Raw genomic sequence first — 19,773 nt, forward strand, 5'->3', positions numbered from 1 at the left:
TCGCCCTGCGAGGCGAGTCTGCCTTCGACGCCAACGGCAAAGCCGTTGCGTCCGACAGGGAGGGGTGGTGCTGCGCCGATCGTCCCTGCCCCCACCGCGCTTGAACGGCGGCCCGGCGCTTCGTCTCGGCCGGATGTCACCGCGCCGGATCATCGGCCGAAAGCCCCGATAGGGGGCGGCGGCTGGTTCGTTTATCTGTTCAGACGAACCTTACGGCCGATCGACGGACGGGTTCGCGGCCTTGAGGCCGTTGACGGCTGCAGCCGGCACGGCTTCGCGACGCATGATCCAACGCACCGATATCCGATGCTATGCGGTCCACTGCGACAGTCTATCGTCCGCGCCGTTGCTCATGGCAGGACCACTGGCGCCGCTGGCACTCGGGTCTACCGCATCCGTGTCGACGGGTTCGGATTTTGGGGCTTAGGTTCATGTGAACCCTAAAGCATTCCGCAACCGACATCTAAGTCATTGAAGGGAATGGTGCTGCGAGAGAGGATTGAACTCTCGACCTCCTCATTACCAATGAGGTGCTCTACCACTGAGCTACCGCAGCGCGGTGTCGGGGGGCAGTGCCGCCGCCGGACTGGAGGGGGCATTAGCGGATCGCTTTCGGCTTGGCAACGCTGTCGGCGCGAACAAAATGCAGGAAGGCCGAGCCGGCGTGCCGCCGTGACGTTTTGTTGACGGATCGGGGGGGCGCGGCTATAGAGCGGCCTCCACGTCCGGCCGCAGATTTGCGCCCGGCCGTTTCGCCTTTGCTTATCATCAGGCTGCGCTGACCGACACCGGATCGTCCCGGGCTGGGTTCGTTGCCGCCACGACCAGACGAGGATGCCCCATGGCCAACACCGTGTCGGCCAAGAAGATGACCCGTAAGATCGCCAAGCGCACGGCGATCAACCGCTCGCGCCGTTCGCGGATGCGCACCTTCGTCCGCAAGGTCGAGGAGGCCATCGCCTCCGGCGATCAGGGCGTGGCTCTCTCGGCGCTCCGCGCTGCCGAGCCGGAGATCATGCGCGCTGCCCAGCATGGCATCGTTCACAAGAACAATGCCTCGCGGAAAGTCTCCCGCCTCGCCGCCCGCGTGAAGGCCATCGCCGCTTGATCCGACGAGTCGCGTCTCGACACCCGGAAACGGGATCGACCGAGAGGCGCCTTCACCAAAGAGTTTGAATCTAGCCCGGCCTCCCGCAGGCCGGGCTTTTTTCATGCGCCGGCCCCGTCCCTCGACAGCGACCGTGAGACGCTTGCGTCCGAGATCGGTTGGCCTGTCCGGCTGCGCGTATCCCGTACGACTCCCGGCCACGGACGGCCTTCGCCCCGACGCTGCCCTGTCGGCTCCTGGGCGACGCCTGGCCGGTCGCCTCCTCTGGCCGATGTTGTGCACCGGCCTCGCGCCCTTCTCCACAGATCCCGATCGGTTATCCCGAATTGCGGCTTGCACCGCCCCGGCGAACGCTTCGTTAACCATCCGCCGAGTGTTCAGCGTTGCGCGCGTCTGAGCTCAGCGTGTAGCTTAACAAAACCTTGCGGCCGCGGCGGTGCCGCAAGTCGAACGGCGGGACGGCACGAGTCTTCCCCAAGTTGCGGGCCCGGCTTCGACTCTTTCCTCCCACAGGCGCGACTCGCACCGCACGAAGATGTTTTCCCCGATCGTCCCGCTGTTAGGAGAACGATAGAGGATTGTTGATACACAGCCATCTTTAGCGATGGCCGCCGGCGCTGCCCTTGACAGCGTCGAGACCATTTCGGGGGAACCGTCCCGAGCGTCTCTCACAACCCTCCCGCCGGACCGTCGCGGTCTCCGGGAAGGCTCCCGGCAAGCCGGGGCTCTGTGAGGTACCTCACGTCGGGCGGCACCTCCACTCGTGTGGCGTATGCGTACGCATCCCCTCCGGTCCGCCGGTCCGGGATGCGAGGAGACACGGTGATGCACCTCGACGGCAGCATGGCGGACGGCGATGGCGGAAACGGCAGAGGGGGCACCGACTTTCCCGCTGCTTGGACGCGGGTGAAGCGACGGCTGCGGGCGGAGCTCGGCGAAGACGTGTTCGCGAGCTGGTTCGCCCGCCTGGAATTGGAGGATGTGACCAGCGGCGTCGCCCGGCTCACCGTGCCGACGCGTTTCCTCAAGAGCTGGATCGAGTCGCACTATCTCGACCGGGTGCTGACGACGTTCCGCGCCGAGGCCGAGAGCGTGAGCCGCATCGAAGTCGGCGTACGCGGCCCCTCCGCCCCGGTCCGGCCCGCCGCCGGCTCACCGGCCAAGGCGAATCCGACCAGCGGCCCGCTCACCCGTCTCCACGCTACGGCGACGGCGGCGGCCCTGCAGGGGCCCGGCCCGATGGTCGAGACCGAGATCGCCGCATTGCGCGGCGATTCGGCCGCGGTCGATCTGAACGGTGCGCCGCTCGATGCCCGGCTCACCTTCACGAGCTTCGTCGTCGGCCGCTCGAACGCCCTGGCCCACGCGGCGGCTGAGCGCATCGCCCGCAACGATGGCGAGGGCTCGCTCTACAACCCGCTCTACGTTCATGCCGGCGTCGGCCTGGGCAAGACGCACCTGCTCCACGCCGCGGGCCACGCCGCCCGCGAGGCCGGCCGCCGGGTAATCTACCTCACCGCCGACCGCTTCATGTACGGCTTCGTCAACGCGCTGAAGACGCAGAGCGCACTGGCCTTTAAGGAGCGCCTGCGCGCGATCGACCTGCTGATCCTCGACGACGTGCAGTTCATTCAGGGCAAGTCGATCCAGACGGAGTTCGGCCACACCCTCAACGCGCTGATCGATTCGGGCCGTCAGGTGGTCGTAGCCTCCGACCGTCCCCCGGCGGAACTCGAAACCCTCGACGAGCGGGTGCGCTCGCGGCTGGCCGGCGGACTCGTCGTCGAGATCGGCGGTCTCGATGAGGGCCTGCGCGCCTCGATCCTCTCCGCCCGGCTCGATGCCGTGCGCCAGAGCCACCCGAACTTCGAGGTCTCTCCCGCGGTCTCCGCCTACGTCGCCCGGGCGATCACTGCCAACGGACGCGACCTCGAAGGCGCGGTGAACCGGCTGCTGGCGCATGCCACGCTGACCGGCGCACCGGTGACGGTCGAGACCGCCGAAACGGCCATCCGCGATCTCGTGAAGAACCGCGAGCCCAAGCGGGTGAAGATCGAGGACATCCAGAAGCTGGTGGCCTCCCGCTACAACGTCTCCCGTTCGGACATCCTCTCCGAGCGCCGCACCGCCGCCGTGGTGAAACCCCGCCAGATCGCGATGTACCTGTCGAAGGTGCTGACCTTGCGCTCCCTGCCCGAGATCGGCCGCCGCTTCGGTGGACGCGATCACACCACCGTGCTGCACGCGGTGCGCAAGATCGAGAAGCAGATCGGCGAGGACGCGGTGCTCGGCGACGAGGTCGAGCTGCTGAAGCGCATGCTTCAGGATTGACCGCAACGGCGCGCCGGGATCGAGACGGTGCCCGGTCCCGGCGACACGCCGGGGCCGGCCGGCCCATCATTTCTCCGATCCGGTCGCACGGTGCAATCGGAAGATGTGCGGCTGTGTGGAGGCGGGACGGCGTCCCCGGCGCCCTTGCCTTCGCCGGGGCGCTTCGCCAAGCTATGCAGCCCCTCACCGCTTGAAGCCTCGGGCCGGGCCGAGGGCGGGCCAGTGTTTGAAGAGACGGCGGGTTTTTCGATGAGAGTCACAGTCGAGCGCGCGGCCCTCCTGAGATCGCTCGGCCACGTGCACCGGGTCGTGGAGCGGCGCAACACGATTCCGATCCTTTCGAACGTCCTGCTGCGCACGGGCGAGAACGGTCTCCAGCTCAAGGCGACCGACCTCGACATCGAGGTCACCGAGACGGTGCCGGCGGACGTGATCGATGCCGGTGCCACCACGGTGCCCGCCCACGTCATCTACGACATCGTGCGCAAGCTGCCGGACGGGGCGCAGGTCTCGCTGGAGACCTCGGGCGAGACCGGGCAGATGACGATCCGCTCCGGGCGCTCGCGCTTCGCCCTCGGTGCGCTGCCCGAGGGGGATTTCCCCGACCTCGCCGCGGGCGAACTGCCGCACGCCTTCGCGATCCCCGCCGCCGAACTGAAGCAACTCATCGAGAAGACGCAGTTCGCGATCTCGACGGAGGAGACGCGCTACTACCTCAACGGCATCTATCTCCACACCGTCGAGGCGGAAGGCGAGCTGAAGCTGCGCGCCGTGGCCACCGACGGGCACCGGCTCGCCCGGGTCGAGACCACGGCGCCCGAGGGTAGCCGCGGCATGCCCGGCATCATCGTGCCCCGCAAGGCCGTGGCCGAGATCCAGAAGCTCGTCGACGACGGCGGCGAGAGCGTGCAGGTCGAGATCTCGCCGGCCAAGATCCGCCTCACCTTCGCGGGCGGCGTGACCCTGATCTCGAAGCTCATCGACGGCACCTTCCCCGATTACCAGCGCGTGATTCCGACCGGCAACGACAAGCGCCTGACGGTGGAGCGCGACGCCTTCGCCCGGGCCGTGGACCGCGTCTCGACCATCTCGTCGGAGCGCGGCCGGGCGGTGAAGCTCGCCGTGAGCGAAGGGCGGCTTGCCCTCTCCGTCACCAACCCGGATGCCGGTTCGGCGACCGAGGAACTCGACGTCGATTACGAGGCCTCCGCCCTCGATATCGGCTTCAACGCCCGTTACCTCCTCGACATCACCGCCCAGCTTCAGGGTGACACGGCCCTGTTCAAGCTCGCCGATCCCGGCTCGCCCACGCTGATCCAGGACCGGGACGGAGCGCCCGCGCTCTACGTGCTGATGCCGATGCGCGTGTGAGGCGAGCGCCCCGTCGACGGTGAATCCGAGCCTGCGGCCCCGGCGCGGCAGATGAGGCGGCTTCCGATGTCGGTCGGATCGGATATACCGCCCGGATGGACACGCTGCCGGGCGGCGCCCGCCTCACCCGCCTGATCGCACGCGACTTTCGCAACCACCTCGATCTCGATCTCGCCACGACGCGCCGCTTCGTGGCCCTGGTCGGCGAGAACGGTGCGGGCAAGACCAACCTTCTGGAGGCGATCTCGCTGTTCTGCCCAGGCCGCGGCCTTCGGCGGGCCGATCTGGCGACCATGGCGCGCGTGAATGGTCCCGGCGGTTTTGCCGTCTCGGCGACGCTGGAGGCGGCCGAGGCCGAGCACCGGCTGGGCACCGGCTACGAGCCGCCCGGTTATGACGGGCGCGGCACGCGGGTCTGCCGCATCGATGGGGCGAGCGCCCCCTCCCCCGTCGCCTTCGCCGAATTCCTGCGGATCGTCTGGCTGACGCCGGATCTCGACGGGCTGTTCCGCGGCGCCGCCGGGGACCGCCGCCGCTTCCTCGACCGGCTCGTGCTCGCCGTCGATGCCGCGCACGGCGCCCGCGTATCGGCCATGGAGCGGGCTCTGCGCTCGCGCAACCGGCTTCTCGACGAGCGCCCGGACGATGCGCGCTGGCTCGATGCGGTGGAGCACGAGGTGGCCGAACTCGGCGTCGCCGTGGCGCTCGCCCGCCGCGAGACGGTGGAGCGGCTCGACCGGCTGATCGCGGAGGGGCGGGACGACGCGGCGCCCTTCCCCTGGGCCTCGCTGCGGCTGGAGGGCGACCTCGACGACCTCGTCGCGGTCTGGCCGGCACTGGAGGCGGAGGATCGCTTCCGCCGCGCCTTGGCGCAGGGCCGCCACCGCGACCGGGCGGCGGGCCGCACCCTGATCGGGCCGCAGACCACCGACCTCGTCGTGCGCCACGGCCCCAAGGACGTGCCGGCGGCCACCGCCTCGACCGGCGAGCAGAAGGCCCTGCTGATCGGCCTCGTGCTGGCCCATGCCCGCCTCGTGCGGGCGATGAGCGGGCTGACGCCCCTCATCCTCCTCGACGAGGTCGCGGCGCATCTCGATCCGCGGCGGCGCGGTGGGCTGTTCGATGCGCTCGAAGCGTTGGAGGGGCAGGTCTGGATGACGGGTGCGGACCCGGCCCTGTTCTACGAGTTGGAGGGCCGCGCGGACATCGTGCAGGTGGCCGAGGGCAGGATCGTGCCGGCCGTGGCCTGAGTCTCAGGTCAGCGCGGCGGCGATGTCGGTCTGGATGAAGTCGTTGCCGACGAAGAGAAGCGGAACGTCGCGGGTCCGGGCGCAGGCATAGGCGAAGCAGTCGCCCATGTTCAGCTGGGCCGGGTGGCCCTGTCCCTTTCCGAAGCGGGCGAAGGCGGCGAGAGCCGCCTGTCCATCGGTCTCCGTGATCGGCACGACGGAAATGCCTGCGGTCTCGAGAAAGACTCGAACCTGCTCCGCCGACGTCTCGGCGGATTGAGCCCGCCTCCGTGTCACGGCCGCAACGATCTCGAACACGGCGAGAGGGGATGTGACGAGTTCGGTAGCCTCGTCGAGACAGCGCAGGACTGCGCTGCGTTGAGGTTCGTTGGCAAGGATCGCGACCGCGGCGGAGGCGTCGACGAACATCACGTCTGACCATTCAGCTCATCGAAGAACGCCTTGTCGGCCGGAAGACCGGTATCGGGAACGGCATCGATGCGCCCGAGGAGCGGGCGGAGGCGTTCTTCGAGCGGGATGCGGCGCTCCCGCCGTTCCAACTCGTTGACGAGTGCGATACGCACCGCCTCGGTCTTGCTCACGCCCGCCCGCGATGCCAGCTTCTCGGCGAGGCGGTTCACCGCCTCGCTGCGGATGTTCAGGGGCATGGCGGCCTCGTTGTTTAGACAACCGGAAGCTATTGCCTACACACTTCTGCCGCAAGCCGGCTTCCGCTCCGTTCCTCGCCTCTCGCAAGTGACCCGATGACAGCTCGCCTCGACGAGGCCCGTGCCGCGCTGAAGAAGACCTTCGGCTACGACGATTTCCGGCCCGGACAGGACGAGGTGATCGGCGCCGTCCTCGATGGGGCGGACGTGTTCGCGGTGATGCCGACGGGCTCCGGCAAGTCGATGACCTACCAGCTGCCCGCCCTGGTCGATGCGGGCCTCACGGTGGTGGTCTCGCCGCTGATCGCGCTGATGCACGATCAGGTGCAGCAGATGCACGCCTTCGGCATCGAGGCCGCGACCCTGAATTCGACGGTGGCCGAGTCGGCCTCGCGGGAGACGTGGCGCAAGATCCGCTCCGGCGAGCTGCGCCTGCTGTTCGTCTCGCCCGAGCGCCTGCTCATGGACGGCTGCATGGAAGCCCTTCGCGGGGCGGGCGTGCGCCGGCTCGCGGTGGACGAGGCGCATTGCGTCTCGCAATGGGGCCACGATTTCCGCCCTGAATACCGCGAGATCGCCCGCGCCCGCGAGGCCTTGGGCAACGTGCAGACGCTCGCCCTGACCGCTACGGCGGATGCCGCCACCCGCGCGGAGATCGCCGAGCGCCTGTTCCCCGCCGGGCGCTCTCCGAAAACCTTCGTCCACTCCTTCGACCGGCCGAACATCCGGCTGACCTTCCAGCCCAAGGACAACCCGACGCGCCAGCTGGAGCGCTTCCTGCGCAACCGGCGCTCGGAGAGCGGCATCATCTACTGCTCGTCCCGCAAGCGCGTCGAGCAGCTCGCCGACACCCTGAAGGCCGACGGCTTCAATGCCCTGCCCTACCATGCGGGGCTCGACCAGGGCACGCGGGCACGGAACCAAGACACCTTCCTGCAAGAGGACGGCGTGGTGATGACCGCCACGATCGCCTTCGGCATGGGCATCAACAAGCCCGACGTGCGCTACGTCTGCCACGCCGACATGCCGACCAACATCGAGGGCTATTACCAGGAGATCGGTCGCGCCGGACGCGACAGCCTGCCCTCGGATACGCTGACCCTGTACGGCCTGGACGATATGGCGCTGCGCCGTCGCCAGATCGACGAGAAGGAGATCTCGGAAGAGCGGCGCCGGGTCGAGCGGCGCAAGCTCGAGGCGATGATCGCGCTCTGCGAGGGCGCGGCCTGCCGCCGCCAGTCGCTGCTGAGTTACTTCGGCGAGACCAGCGCGGCTTGCGGCCGCTGCGATCTCTGCCGCGGCGGCGTCTCCCTCATCGACGGCACCGTCGCGGCGCAGAAGCTGCTCTCGGCCATCGTCCGCACCGGGCAACGCTTCGGTGCCGCCTATGTCTGCGACGTGGTCCACGGCAAGGAAAGTGAGTCGATCCGCCGAAACGGTCACGCTGGCCTCAAGACCTTCGGCGTCGGTGCCGACAAGCCGGTCGCGGCCTGGCGCGCCTTGCTGCGCCAGCTCTTCGCCGCCGGTGCGGTGGCCGAGAACACCGACGGCTATGGCGGCCTCGTCATGACGGAGAAGGGCGAGGCGATCCTGTTCGGCCGCGAGACGGTGCAGGTCCGGCCCGATCCCGAGCCGAAGAAGGCCGAGTCCAGGAGCCGCCGCGCTGCGCCCCGCGACGACGAGGCCGGGCTGAACGAGGCCGACGAGGCCCTGTTCCAGCACCTGCGGGGCCTGCGCGCGACGATCGCCCGGGCCGAGGGCATCGCGGCCTTCATGGTCTTTCCCGACCGCACCCTGATCGAGATGGCGCGGGGCAAGCCCGTCGATCTCTGGGCCCTGCGCACGGTCCACGGCGTCGGCGAGCGCAAGCGCGAGGCCTATGGCGAGCGCTTCACCGACGCGATCCGGGAGTTCCTGAGCGATGCCAAGCAGGTAGGCTGACGCTCACCTCCATCGTCCGACCCTCTGAGGCGTCACGACTCGGCGGGACCGCCCGCCGCAGGTGGGCTGGCTTGCCATGCAAGCGTTATCCACATATTGTCCACAGGAAGAACATAACGCGAACGTAGGCCGCTTTCAGAAGGCGGCTCCGTTCCGCTCACGGGCCCTGTCCACATCCTGGGGACGCACCATGAGAACCGCCGACAAGCAGATCGCCGACATTCTCGTGCGCTATGGCGAGCCCTTCGCGGGCAACGTTTGGCGCGTGCAGGGTACGGCCGTGATCTATCACAAAACCCTGGAGCGGATCGCCGCCCACACCAAGATCCGCTTCGATGCTCCGACGCTCCTGCGCAGCGAGCGGGACGAGGCCGTGCTCCTCGTCACCGGCCGCATGCCCGGCGAGAAGGCGGGCGAGGAGCGGATCGAATGGTCGATCGGCGAGGCGCTGGTGAACGTGAATTACCGCGTCTCCGGCCGGCAGGCGGCCTACGTCTACGCCATGGCCGAGAAGCGGGCGAAGGACCGGGTCATCCTCAAGCTGATCGAGCTGCACGGCCTCGTCTATTCCGAAGAGGAGGCGGACGAGTTCCGCCAGAACCAGCCCATGGCCATTCGCGCCGTGGACGAGGACTTCGATGCGCCGCCGGCCTTCGACGAGGTGACGGAGCAGGAAGCCGACCTCAAGCGCCTCATCGACGAGGCGGAATCGATCAACGCGGTCACCGACCTAATGCTCGACGAGCGCACGCAGGGCATCCTCAACGCCATGCCGAACGGCACCCGCGAGGAGGTCCGCGACTACGCCAAGGCCCGCCTGCGGGCGCTGGGCTGGCCGCCGGCCAAGAAGGCCGGCCGCGGCAGCCGGGCCGCCTAACGGGATCCCGAAGGTCCGGCCCTTCGGCGGGGTGCCGGCTGTCTTTCAGGGCTCGGCCCTGGTCCCGCGAAAGGTCTCGACCTTCCGAAACCATGACGGGGTGAGCCCATGAACGCGCCGGTCCGGCCTCCCGGCCTCGACGTGCTGGCCGGCTCGGTCGAGCGGGTGACTTTCCACAGTGCCGAGACCGGCTTCTGCGTGCTCAAGGTCCATGCCCGCGGCCGCCGCGACCTCGTGCCGGTGGTGGGCCACGCCCCCGCCATCGCCGCGGGCGAGTGGCTGACGGCGTCCGGCCGCTGGACCACGGATCGCGAGCACGGGCTGCAGTTTCGGGCCGAGACCCTTCAGGTCACGCCGCCGACCGGCGTGGAGGGCATCGAGCGCTACCTTGCCTCCGGTCAGATGCGCGGTATCGGCCCGATGATGGCCAAGCGCATCGTCGCGGCCTTCGGCGAGGCGGTGTTCGAGATCATCGAGGCGGAGCCCGGCCGCCTCACCGAAGTGGATGGCATCGGCAAGACGCGTGCGGCCCGCATCGTCAAGGGCTGGGCCGAGCAGAAGGCGGTGCGGGAGATCATGATCTTCCTGCACGCCCACGGCGTCGGCACGGCCCGGGCGACCCGCATCTTCCGCACCTATGGCGGGGACGCGCTCAGGGTCATGGCCGAGGACCCCTACCGGCTCGCCCGCGACATCCGCGGCATCGGCTTCCGCACGGCGGATGCCATCGCGCTCCGCCTCGGGCTTGCCCGAGACGCGCCGCAGCGGCTCGCCGCAGGCGTTTCCTACGCCCTCCAGACGGCGATGGACGAGGGCCATTGCGGGCTTCCCGTCGAGCGGCTGGTCAGCCTCGCCGTCGATCTCCTCGAGGTCGGTTCCGACCTCGTCCGGGTCGCTGCGGCGCTGGCTCTGCGCGAGGGCCGGGAGGTGGTCGCCGACAGCTTGCGCGGCGAGCCCTGCCTGCTCCTCAAGGGACTGCATGGTTCGGAGAGGGCCATCGCGATGCGGCTGTCCGAGCGCGCTGCCGGAGCGCCGCCCTGGCCGGCGATCGATTTCGCCCTCACCCGCCCCTGGGTCGAGGCGAGGACCGGCAAGGCCTTGTCCGAGTCCCAGGCCGAGGCCGTGCGGCTGGCCCTGTCTGCCAAGCTCTGCGTGCTGACCGGCGGGCCGGGCGTCGGCAAAACGAGCACGCTCGACGCGATCCTGCGTATCCTCACCGCCAAGGGCGTGCGGGTCCTGCTCGCGGCTCCGACGGGGCGCGCGGCCAAGCGCATGGCCGAGCAGACGGGGTTGGAGGCGCGCACCATCCACCGCCTGCTGGAAATCGATCCGCGCAACGGCGGCTTTCAACGGGGCGAGGACAACCCGCTCGATTGCGATCTTCTCGTCATCGACGAGACCTCCATGGTCGACGTGCCGCTGATGCACGCCCTCCTCAAGGCGGTGCCGGAGCGCGCCGGCCTGATCCTCGTCGGCGACGTCGATCAGCTCCCCTCCGTCGGGCCCGGACAGGTTCTCGCCGACGCGATCGCGTCGGGCCGCATCCCGGTGGCGCGCCTCACCGAGATTTTTCGTCAGGCGGCGCAGAGCCAGATCGTCGTCAACGCCCACAGCATCAACACCGGTCGGATGCCGCTGTCGCCCGCCAAGGGTGAGGCCAGCGACTTTTATCTCGTCGAGATCGACGACCCGGATGCGGGCGTCGAATGCCTGATCGAACTCGTCACCCGTCGGATCCCCAGCCGCTTCGGCCTCGATCCCGCGCGCGACATCCAGGTTTTGACGCCGATGATTCGCGGTTCCCTCGGCAGCCGCAACCTCAACCACGCCCTCCAGCGGGTGCTGAACCCCTCTCCCCCGGCCGAAGTCGAGCGCTTCGGCTGGCGCTTCGCCCCAGGAGACCGGGTGATGGAGACCCGCAACGATTACGACCGCGACGTGTTCAACGGCGATCTCGGGACCGTGAGTGCTATTGATGCCGACGAGGAGGCGCTGGTGGTCGATTTCGACGGGCGCGCCGTCGTCTACCCCTTCAACGAACTCGACACGCTGGTGCCGGCCTTCGCTACCACGATCCACAAGTCGCAGGGTTCGGAATACCCGGCCGTGGTCATCCCGGTGGTGACGCAGCACCGGACCATGCTCGCGCGCAACCTGCTCTATACCGGCGTCACCCGCGGGCGCCGCCTCGTGGTGCTCGTCGGTCAGCGACGGGCGATCGGCATGGCGATCCGCGAAGGCGCCTCGCGCCGGCGCTGGACCAAGCTCAAGGAATGGCTCGAAGCGGGCTGAAGCCGACGAGTGTCACGCGTTTGCCCTCGCCGAGGGCCCGCGCCATCGTGTAGGCAGCGGGTGAACGGGCGCGCCGTCACGCTCGCCCGACCCAAGAGCGAGCAGGGCGGTCCATCATTTCCGAGCCCGACCACAGCCGAAAGGTGCGGCAGGTCTTCTACCTGCCGGGCTTCGATCCCCGTGAGCCGGAAACCTATTGGGGCCTGTTCCGACGCGAGAGCCGGATCACGTCGGGGCGTCGCGACATGGCCATCGAGGTCTCCGAGCCGGTCCGCTCCGCCGACGGCATCAGCCTCGACTGGGACGTGCGGAGTGAGGCCGAGGGCCGCAACACCCGCGTGCGCTACAGCCTGCTGCGCTGGGACGACATCGTCCGCGCCCGCTTCCCCCGCTCGAACCTGCGCCGCCTCGCGGAATTGCCGCCGCTCTGGTGGCGGCTCTGGCGCTCGGGCTACCTCAGGACCTTCCGGCGCGAGGCGCGGCGCTTCTACCGGGTGATCGTCAGCGTCCACCAGTTTTACCTCGCCTTCGTCCTCTTCAGCCTCGCCGCCGCCGCGGCGCTCGTGACGCTGAGCCCGCTCGCCGGCCTGCCCGCCCTCGTCGGCGCGGGCCTCGTGCCGCTCCTCGGCTACGGCATCCTCGCTCTGCTCACGCGGCTCACCCGCGGAAAGCCGCTCTACGTCGCCCATCTCGTCGACGACACCGCCTTCACCCACGACCACGCCTCCGGCCGCGAGACCACGATGCGCGCGCGCCTCGGCCCCTGGACCGAGCGCATCCGGGCCGCGGAAGCGACCGCCTCCGAGATCGTGGTGATCGGCCATTCCTCGTCGAGCTTCCTTGCCCTCGAAGCACTCGACCGCATCCTCGAGGCTGATCCGCAATTCGGGCAAAGGGGTACGCCGGTGACCCTGGTGACCTTGGGCAGCGTCATTCCCTGGATCACCCTCGATCCGCGGGCGAGGGACGCGCGGGAGGCGCTCGCCCGGATCGGCCGCGAGACCACCATCGGCTGGCTCGACATCCGCGCACCCTGGGACTGGCTCTCGATCCACCTGCGCGATCCCGTCAGTGCCTCGGGGCTGCCGGCCCCGCCCCCCGGGCGCTTCGCCGTGATGCGGGTGGCCATCGAGGATCTGATCGAACCGGCCCTCGTCGCGCGGCGCCAGTGGAACCTGTTCCGCATGCACTTCCAACTCTTGATGTCGAGCCGCGACGCAAAGGGCTTCGATTACGCGGCCTTCGTTGCCGGGCCCGAACCCGTCCACGCCGCGGTGGAACGCTGCCGGGCCGCGCGTCCGGCCGCCGGCACGATTGGCGAGGGAAAACCCGATCCGGACGCGGCGCTGTCGGAATCGGTGCCGCGCTGACCCTTTGCAGCCGGTGCTGATCCGCACTAGAGCGGAGCGCAAAGTCTGTATGCGTCGCGGCGGGAGGCATGACCCGCGGTTCTCGGGCCGGAATCCGGCGTGAGGGCGTTGCGGCGAAGGTTTGGGACAGGGCTTCGGATGTTTCGCAACGATGTTCCGATCACACCCGAGCTGGTGCGCCAGCACGGCTTGACGCCGGACGAGTACGAGCGCTTCCGCGCTTTGGTCGGCCGCGAACCGACGCTGACCGAGCTCGGCATCGTCTCGGCGATGTGGAACGAGCACTGCTCCTACAAGTCCTCGCGCAAGCACCTGCGCGGCCTGCCGACCTCAGCGCCGTGGGTAATCCAAGGTCCGGGCGAGAACGCGGGCGTCATCGATATCGGCGACGGGCTGGCCTGCGTCTTCAAGATGGAGAGCCACAACCACCCGAGCTTCATCGAGCCCTATCAGGGCGCGGCGACCGGTGTCGGCGGCATTCTTCGGGATGTCTTCACGATGGGCGCCCGGCCCATCGCTGCCTTGAACGCCCTGCGCTTCGGCTCGCCCGACCATCCCCGCACCCGCCACCTCGTCTCGGGCGTCGTCGCGGGCGTGGGCGGTTACGGCAATTCCTTCGGCGTGCCGACCGTCGGCGGCCTCGTCGGCTTCCACCGGCGCTACGACGGCAACATCCTCGTCAACGCCATGGCGGTGGGCCTCGCCCGTGCCGACGCGATCTTCTACGCGGCGGCCACGGGCGTCGGGAATCCGATCGTTTATCTCGGCTCGAAGACCGGCCGCGACGGCATCCACGGCGCGACCATGGCCTCGGCCGAGTTCGACGAGGCCAGCGAGTCGAAGCGGCCGACCGTGCAGGTCGGCGATCCCTTCGCCGAGAAGCTGCTGCTGGAGGCCTGCCTGGAGCTGATGGCCTCCGGCGCGGTCATCGCGATCCAGGACATGGGCGCGGCCGGCCTGACCTGTTCGGCCGTGGAGATGGGCGCCAAGGGCGATCTCGGCGTGGAACTGCACCTCGAGAAGGTGCCGACCCGCGAAGAGGGCATGACCCCCTACGAGATGATGCTCTCGGAGAGCCAGGAGCGCATGCTCATGGTGCTCAAGCCCGGCATGGAAGCCGAGGCGCAGGCCATCTTCGTGAAGTGGGGCCTCGACTTCGCCGTCATCGGCCACACCACCGACACGCTCCGCTTCGTCATCAAGCACAACGGCGAGACCGTCGCCGACCTGCCGATCAAGGAACTCGGCGACGAGGCGCCGCTCTACGACCGGCCGCACATCGCCAACACGCATCAGTCCGTGATCGCAGCCGCGAGCGTCGCGGCGAGCCTGCCCAACGCGGACGCCCTCAAGCGCCTGATCGGCTCGCCCGAACTCGCCTCCAAGCGCTGGGTCTACGAGCAGTACGACCACTTCATTCTCGGCAACACCGTGCAGAAGCCCGGCGGCGACGCCGCCATCGTGCGGATCGAGGATGGGCCGAAGGGCCTTGCGATCTCCACCGACGTGACCCCGCGCTACTGCGAGGCCGATCCGGTCGAAGGCGGGCGGCAGGCGGTGGCCGAGGCATGGCGCAACATCACCGCCGTCGGCGGCCGGCCGCTCGCCATCACCGACAACCTCAATTTCGGCAATCCCGAGAAGCCCGAGGTGATGGGCCAGCTCGTGGGCTGCCTGAAGGGCATCGGCGAGGCCTGCACGGCGCTCGACTTCCCCGTCGTCTCCGGCAACGTCTCGCTCTACAACGAGACCAACGGCATCGGCATCCTTCCCACCCCCACCATCGGCGGCGTCGGCGTGCTCGACGATGTCGAGCGCCACGCGACCCTCTCGCTCAAGCGCGAGGGTGACGTGCTGGTGCTGATCGGGCGCAGCGAGGGCTGGCTCGGCCAGTCGCTCTACCTCGCCGAGATCGCCGGCCGCGAGGAGGGCGCGCCTCCGCCGGTCGATCTCGCCACCGAGCGGCGCAACGGCGATTTCGTGCGCAGCCTGATCGTGGCCGGCATCGCCGACACGGTGCACGACCTCTCCGACGGCGGGCTCGCGGTGGCGCTCGCCGAGATGGCCATGGCCGGCGGCCTCGGCGCGGCCCTGCCCGCGGTGCTGGGCGATCTGCCGGCACACGCCTACCTGTTCGGCGAGGACCAGGGCCGCTATCTCATCGCGATCCCGGCGGAGGCCGCCTCCGACCTTCTCTACAGCGCCTCGGCGCAAGGGATCGACGCGGCGACCGTCGGCATCGTCGGCGGCGACAGCCTCGTGCTGCCGGGCGATGAAACCATATCCGTGGCCGAACTCAAGGCGGCCAACGAGGCGTGGTTCCCGGCCTACATGGCGAGCCAGCCCGCCGCTCCGGCGGCCTGACCCTTCAAGGACGAGCGGAGTTTTCCCATGCCGATGGATGCACGCGAGATCGAGTCGATGATCCGCGAGGCGCTGCCCGACGCGACGGTCGAGATCAAGGATCTGGCCGGCGACGGCGACCACTACGCCGCCACCGTGATTTCCTCCGCCTTCAAGGGGAAGACGCGCGTGGCCCAGCACCAGATGGTCTACGGCGCGCTCCAGGGACGGATGGGGGGCGTGCTCCACGCCCTTGCCCTCACCACGGGCGTGCCGCAGGATTAAGGCGATCACTCCTATCCAAACGGGTCGCGCCGATGGACCGGCCGAGCCTCGTCACTGCTGGCCGCCGCGTTCGATGCCGACACCGCCCTTCTGCGGATTGCCGAGGCGGCGGTCTTGAAATCCGCCGGACATTCCTGACTTTCCAAGCATTCAGAGACGTAAACGAGGACCTTCGCGATGACCGACGTCAACACCACCATCAAGAACGAGATCGACTCGCAGGACGTGGTCGTCTTCATGAAGGGCACGCCGCAATTTCCGATGTGCGGCTTCTCGGGTCAGGTGGTTCAGATCCTCAACTACCTGGGCGTGCCGTTCAAGGGCGTGAACGTGCTCGACGACATGGCGGTGCGTGATGGCATCAAGGCCTTCTCCAACTGGCCGACCATCCCGCAGATCTACGTGAAGGGCGAGTTCGTCGGCGGCTGCGACATCGCCCGCGAGATGTTCCAGTCGGGTGAGCTGCAGCAGTTCCTCTCCGAGAAGGGCGTCCCGGTCAAAAGCGCAGCCTGAGGCGCCTCGGCCCTTTTCGCGGAAACCCTTTCCGCTCCATCGTGCTTGTCCCGGCAATGCGGTCGGGACTTTGATATGCGCGACGTCATCATCGTGGGCGGCGGCCCGGCCGGGCTCAATGCCGCCCTGATCCTCGGTCGCGCCCGGCGCAGCGTCCTGCTCTGCGACGAGGGTCGGCCCCGCAACGCGGCTACCCCGCGCACCTGGGGCCTGTTCACCCGTGACGGCACGCCGCCCTTCGATCTGCGCGCCCAGGGCCATGCCGACCTCGCCCGCTACGGGACCGTGGAGTGCCGCGAGATCGCGGTGACGCAAGCGCGCCGGCTCGACGACGGCTTCGCGGTGCGGCTCGACGACGGCCGCGAGGAGCGCGCGCGTCGCCTGATCCTCGCCACCGGTCTGTCCCAGAAAATCCCCCGGATCGAGGGCTTCGACACCTACTGGGGCACGGGCGTGCATTCGTGCCCCTATTGCGACGGCTTCGAGGTCTGCGACCGCTCGCTCGTCGTCTACGGACGCGGGCATCGCGGCTGCGGATTGGCCCTCGAACTGACCGGCTGGAGCCGCGACGTCGTCCTCTGCACGGATGGCGAGGACGAGGATCTCTCGGACAAGGACCGCGACCGGCTCGCCCGCAACGGCGTGCGCGTGATCGAGGCGAAGGTCGACCGGCTCGATGGAGACGGCGCCCGCCCGACGCGGCTGCGCTTTCGCGACGGCACCGACACGCCCTGCACGGCTCTGTTCCTGATGCCGTTCGCCTGCTCCCCCTCCCCGCTCATCGCGCAGCTCGGCTGCGAACTCGACGAGACGCGCAGCGTCGTGCCGACGCACGAATACGAGAAGACCAACGTGCCGGGACTCTACGTGGCGGGCGATGCCTCGCGGCGGGTGCAGTTCGCCGTGGTCGCCGCCGCCGAGGGGGCGATGGCGGCCTTCGCCATCAACGCCGAATTCGTCGCCGAAGCCACGCGGTAGAGCGCGCCTCGCCGACCAGCCAATGCGCTCGCAAACGTGACCCGCGCCTCGGGCCTCGCGGTTGAGGACCACGGCGACGATCCCGACACCGATCCGGAGATCCGATGACACCGACCGTCCATCCGCACACACCGCGCGTCACCGTCGCCTGCGGCTGCGCCCTCGGTGAGGAGGTGCTGTGGGACGAGCGCGACGGCTCGCTGCTCTGGGTCGACATCGAGAATCCGGCGGTCTGGCGCCACTGGCCGGAACGCAACGAATCCCTCCGCCTGCCGCTCGACGAGAAGATCGGATTCGCCGTGCCGACGCCCGATCCCGACCGGGTGGTCGCGGGCTTCCAGACCGGCGTCGCGCTGCTCCGGCTGTCGGACGGTGCGCGCACGCCCCTCGTTCGTCCGGACGAGCACCGGGCGGGCGACCGCCTCAACAGCGGCAATGCCGGGCCGGATGGCCGGCTTTATTTCGGCACCATGGACGATGCGGAAGAGGAGGCGACCGGAAGCTTCTTCCGCTGGGACGGGACGCGGCTCGAGCGCTTCGGGGGGCGCGCGGCGGTCACCAACGGACCCGTCCTCAGCCCGGACGGCACACGCCTCTACACGATCGATACGGCGCAGGGCATCGTTCGGGTCCACGATCTCGATGGCGACCGGATCGGTGAGCCGCAGCCCCTCATCCGGTTCGATGAGGGGTCGGGCAAGCCCGACGGCCTCACCCTCGACGCCGAGGGCCATCTCTGGATCTGCCACTACGGGGCCGGGCGCATCACCCGATTCACGCCGGACGGAGAGCCCGAACACATCCTGCCGATGCCGACCGCCCTCGTGACCAAATGCGCCTTCGGCGGTCCCGACCTCTCGACCCTCTACATCACGACCTGCCTGCGAGGTCGCAACCCTACGATCGACCCGATGGCTGGCCACCTCTACCAAGTTGAGACGGAGTTTCGCGGCCTGCCCACAAGGAGGTTGGACCTACCTCTTTTTCATGAAGGCAACTAATAGTTTATTGAGGTGCGTCTTCGCACTGCGGCGAAAGCTGCCGCAATGCAAAGATAAATGTGCGGTTAAAATCGTGTGGACGGCGGAACTTATCCCCGCTATGCCGATTTTCTTGGAACGGTCGAGCTTTCGCTCAGAAACCGCAAGTCCCTGCGAATGGGTCGGAGCGGGTCATGCCAGTCTTCGATGGGAAGAATCTTTCGGTGCAGGACGACGGCGATGCGCTGCTAGCCATGATCCTCCACGCTGCCCCCTCCGCCCGTGACGCGGCCCGCGAACGCGGTCGGTTGCGGATCGAGCGGGCGACGATGCTGCCGGAAGCGGCTGCGCCGGCACCTCCCGAAAAACCTCGCTCGCTCAAGCCCGCCGAGATCACCCCGGTCAATTGAGCCGCGCCTGCCGAGCCCTGTTCCGTCTCACCAGGCCTGGGGCGTGATCACGCCCTGTCGCGTCACGACGACCCACTGGCGGCCCCGACGCTCGATCGCCTCGACCCGTCCGACGCCCGGAACCGCGTCTCCGCGCCCGACCTCGACGAGGCGGCGGCGACGGTCCTCAAGGATCGCCACTCCGTCATAGACATCCCGCAGAGCCCAGCCTTCGAGCGTCTCCGCCTTCGGCTTGTCCGGCAAGCTTCCGGTTTGGGTCGGCTCCGGCGCACGAACCTCCGGCTTGGGCTCCACCTTCGTTGGCGCCGCGACTGCCACCGTCTGTACCTTCTTCTCCACTTGTCCGACCAGGGCGGCGATGCGCTCGCCGTGGTCGCGCTCGGCCCGGGTCACGGTTTCGGACAGCGTCGTCAGGCGCCGCTCGACGGTCTGCTCCGTGCGGGCGATCCGATCCGACAGGCTGACATTCAGCGCCTTGGCCTCGCTGCGGGCGGCCTCGCCGGCGTCGCGCAGGCCCGTCACCGTGCGGGTCAGGCGGTCGATCTCCTGGGACAGACGCGCGGTCTCGGTCCGCCCGGCCTCCAAGCCGGCGCGAAGCGCGTCCGCCGTGTCGTCCGACCGTTGCCCCGGTGCCGCCATCAGACCGATGGCGAGACCGAAGGCGAGGGCCGCAGCGCTCGTGCCGACCAGCCGGGTCGTCGCGCCGAAGGGGATCCTCCGGCTCGCGACCTTCGCCGGAGAAGTCGCGGGCGAGGCAGGCACGGCGGCGGGCTTGGACGGCGCGGTGCCGCCGACGACCTGCCTCAACAGCTCGGCGGCCTTCGAGGCCGCATCCTTGCCCGTTTCGACCGTGTCCGACATGGTCAGGCTTCCCGGTGATGAGGCCGTGAGGCCTCGAATGCTGAGCAGTTCGACGGCGCGGCGGCTTTGGCCGCCTTCCGCCGGTCGTACCGGCGGCCCGAGCAGGTCCCTCTCGCCGACATCCGAAAGCGGGCCGCCTCGACAGGCGGTTGCTTCGGCTCGGGAAAGCTTCGCCGGGCATGCTCGGACTTTGTTAAGGATGCTTGTTTACTGAAA

General features: G+C 68.9%; 17 protein-coding genes and 1 tRNA gene. 14 read left to right on the plus strand and 4 right to left on the minus strand.

All coding sequences use genetic code 11. From position 1 onward, the window contains the following. Window positions 1-481: 481 nt before the first annotated feature. Window positions 482-556: transfer RNA gene (locus BY998_RS20265), tRNA-Thr, on the minus strand. Window positions 557-841: 285 nt separating this feature from the next. On the opposite strand from BY998_RS20265, the gene rpsT reads away from it, so the two are divergent. The 4 genes from rpsT to recF all read left to right on the plus strand — a co-directional run bounded on the left by rpsT (window position 842) and on the right by recF (window position 6,060). Further along, window positions 842-1,108, plus strand: a complete 267-nt coding sequence (gene rpsT / locus BY998_RS20270; RefSeq protein ID WP_110353507.1) for a 30S ribosomal protein S20 — start codon at window positions 842-844, stop codon at window positions 1,106-1,108. A gap of 825 nt (window positions 1,109-1,933) precedes the next feature. Beyond that, window positions 1,934-3,439 (plus strand): chromosomal replication initiator protein DnaA, encoded by a 1,506-nt coding sequence (dnaA, locus tag BY998_RS20275; RefSeq protein ID WP_110353508.1) that lies wholly within the window; start codon window positions 1,934-1,936, stop codon window positions 3,437-3,439. A gap of 249 nt (window positions 3,440-3,688) precedes the next feature. After that, window positions 3,689-4,810, plus strand: a complete 1,122-nt coding sequence (gene dnaN / locus BY998_RS20280; RefSeq protein ID WP_110353509.1) for a DNA polymerase III subunit beta — start codon at window positions 3,689-3,691, stop codon at window positions 4,808-4,810. A 95-nt stretch (window positions 4,811-4,905) separates the two neighbouring features. Beyond that, entirely contained in the window at window positions 4,906-6,060 is a 1,155-nt protein-coding gene (gene recF / locus BY998_RS20285; protein WP_110353510.1) for a DNA replication/repair protein RecF, read from the plus strand. Window positions 6,061-6,063: 3 nt separating this feature from the next. On the opposite strand, the gene BY998_RS20290 is transcribed toward recF, so the two are convergent. Together BY998_RS20290 and BY998_RS20295 are read right to left on the minus strand one after the other, a co-directional pair. Continuing rightward, window positions 6,064-6,468, minus strand: a complete 405-nt coding sequence (locus BY998_RS20290; protein WP_110353511.1) for a type II toxin-antitoxin system VapC family toxin — start codon at window positions 6,466-6,468, stop codon at window positions 6,064-6,066. Continuing rightward, a complete protein-coding gene (locus tag BY998_RS20295; RefSeq protein WP_110353512.1) occupies window positions 6,468-6,707 on the minus strand; it encodes a type II toxin-antitoxin system VapB family antitoxin in 240 nt (79 codons plus the stop codon). The genes BY998_RS20290 and BY998_RS20295 overlap by 1 nt, the downstream gene beginning before the upstream one ends. A 96-nt stretch (window positions 6,708-6,803) precedes the next feature. Between BY998_RS20295 and recQ the strand changes: the two genes are divergently transcribed. The 10 genes from recQ (at window position 6,804) to BY998_RS20345 (ending at window position 18,696) form a co-directional block, all read left to right on the plus strand. After that, window positions 6,804-8,648, plus strand: coding sequence for a DNA helicase RecQ (gene recQ, locus BY998_RS20300; protein ID WP_110353513.1), 1,845 nt, complete (start codon window positions 6,804-6,806; stop codon window positions 8,646-8,648). A 190-nt stretch (window positions 8,649-8,838) separates the two neighbouring features. Further along, window positions 8,839-9,525 (plus strand): trna delta -isopentenylpyrophosphate transferase, encoded by a 687-nt coding sequence (locus BY998_RS20305; protein WP_110353514.1) that lies wholly within the window; start codon window positions 8,839-8,841, stop codon window positions 9,523-9,525. 108 nt (window positions 9,526-9,633) lie between these two features. Next, a complete protein-coding gene (locus BY998_RS20310; protein WP_110353515.1) occupies window positions 9,634-11,817 on the plus strand; it encodes an ATP-dependent RecD-like DNA helicase in 2,184 nt (727 codons plus the stop codon). Window positions 11,818-11,960: 143 nt separating this feature from the next. Then, window positions 11,961-13,187 (plus strand): hydrolase, encoded by a 1,227-nt coding sequence (locus BY998_RS20315; protein WP_245421676.1) that lies wholly within the window; start codon window positions 11,961-11,963, stop codon window positions 13,185-13,187. A 138-nt stretch (window positions 13,188-13,325) separates the two neighbouring features. Next, the gene (purL, locus tag BY998_RS20320) at window positions 13,326-15,551 is read left to right on the plus strand and encodes a phosphoribosylformylglycinamidine synthase subunit PurL (RefSeq protein WP_110353516.1); all 2,226 of its coding nucleotides are present in this window, start codon (window positions 13,326-13,328) and stop codon (window positions 15,549-15,551) included. 27 nt (window positions 15,552-15,578) lie between these two features. After that, the gene (locus BY998_RS20325) at window positions 15,579-15,815 is read left to right on the plus strand and encodes a BolA family transcriptional regulator (protein WP_110353517.1); all 237 of its coding nucleotides are present in this window, start codon (window positions 15,579-15,581) and stop codon (window positions 15,813-15,815) included. Between the two features lie 177 nt (window positions 15,816-15,992). Then, window positions 15,993-16,328, plus strand: coding sequence for a Grx4 family monothiol glutaredoxin (gene grxD, locus BY998_RS20330; RefSeq protein ID WP_110353518.1), 336 nt, complete (start codon window positions 15,993-15,995; stop codon window positions 16,326-16,328). Between the two features lie 75 nt (window positions 16,329-16,403). Then, window positions 16,404-17,306, plus strand: coding sequence for an NAD(P)/FAD-dependent oxidoreductase (locus tag BY998_RS20335; protein ID WP_110353519.1), 903 nt, complete (start codon window positions 16,404-16,406; stop codon window positions 17,304-17,306). A gap of 104 nt (window positions 17,307-17,410) precedes the next feature. Continuing rightward, window positions 17,411-18,307: an SMP-30/gluconolactonase/LRE family protein gene (locus tag BY998_RS20340; RefSeq protein ID WP_110353520.1), complete on the plus strand. Its 897-nt coding sequence runs from the start codon at window positions 17,411-17,413 to the stop codon at window positions 18,305-18,307. 203 nt (window positions 18,308-18,510) lie between these two features. After that, the gene (locus tag BY998_RS20345; protein WP_245421677.1) at window positions 18,511-18,696 is read left to right on the plus strand and encodes a hypothetical protein; all 186 of its coding nucleotides are present in this window, start codon (window positions 18,511-18,513) and stop codon (window positions 18,694-18,696) included. 27 nt (window positions 18,697-18,723) lie between these two features. On the opposite strand, the gene BY998_RS20350 is transcribed toward BY998_RS20345, so the two are convergent. Then, window positions 18,724-19,557, minus strand: a complete 834-nt coding sequence (locus BY998_RS20350) for a hypothetical protein (protein ID WP_110353522.1) — start codon at window positions 19,555-19,557, stop codon at window positions 18,724-18,726. Window positions 19,558-19,773 lie beyond the last annotated feature (216 nt).

Source organism: Methylobacterium sp. B4, from assembly GCF_003201865.1.
In the GTDB taxonomy this organism is placed as follows: Bacteria; Pseudomonadota; Alphaproteobacteria; order Rhizobiales; family Beijerinckiaceae; genus Methylobacterium.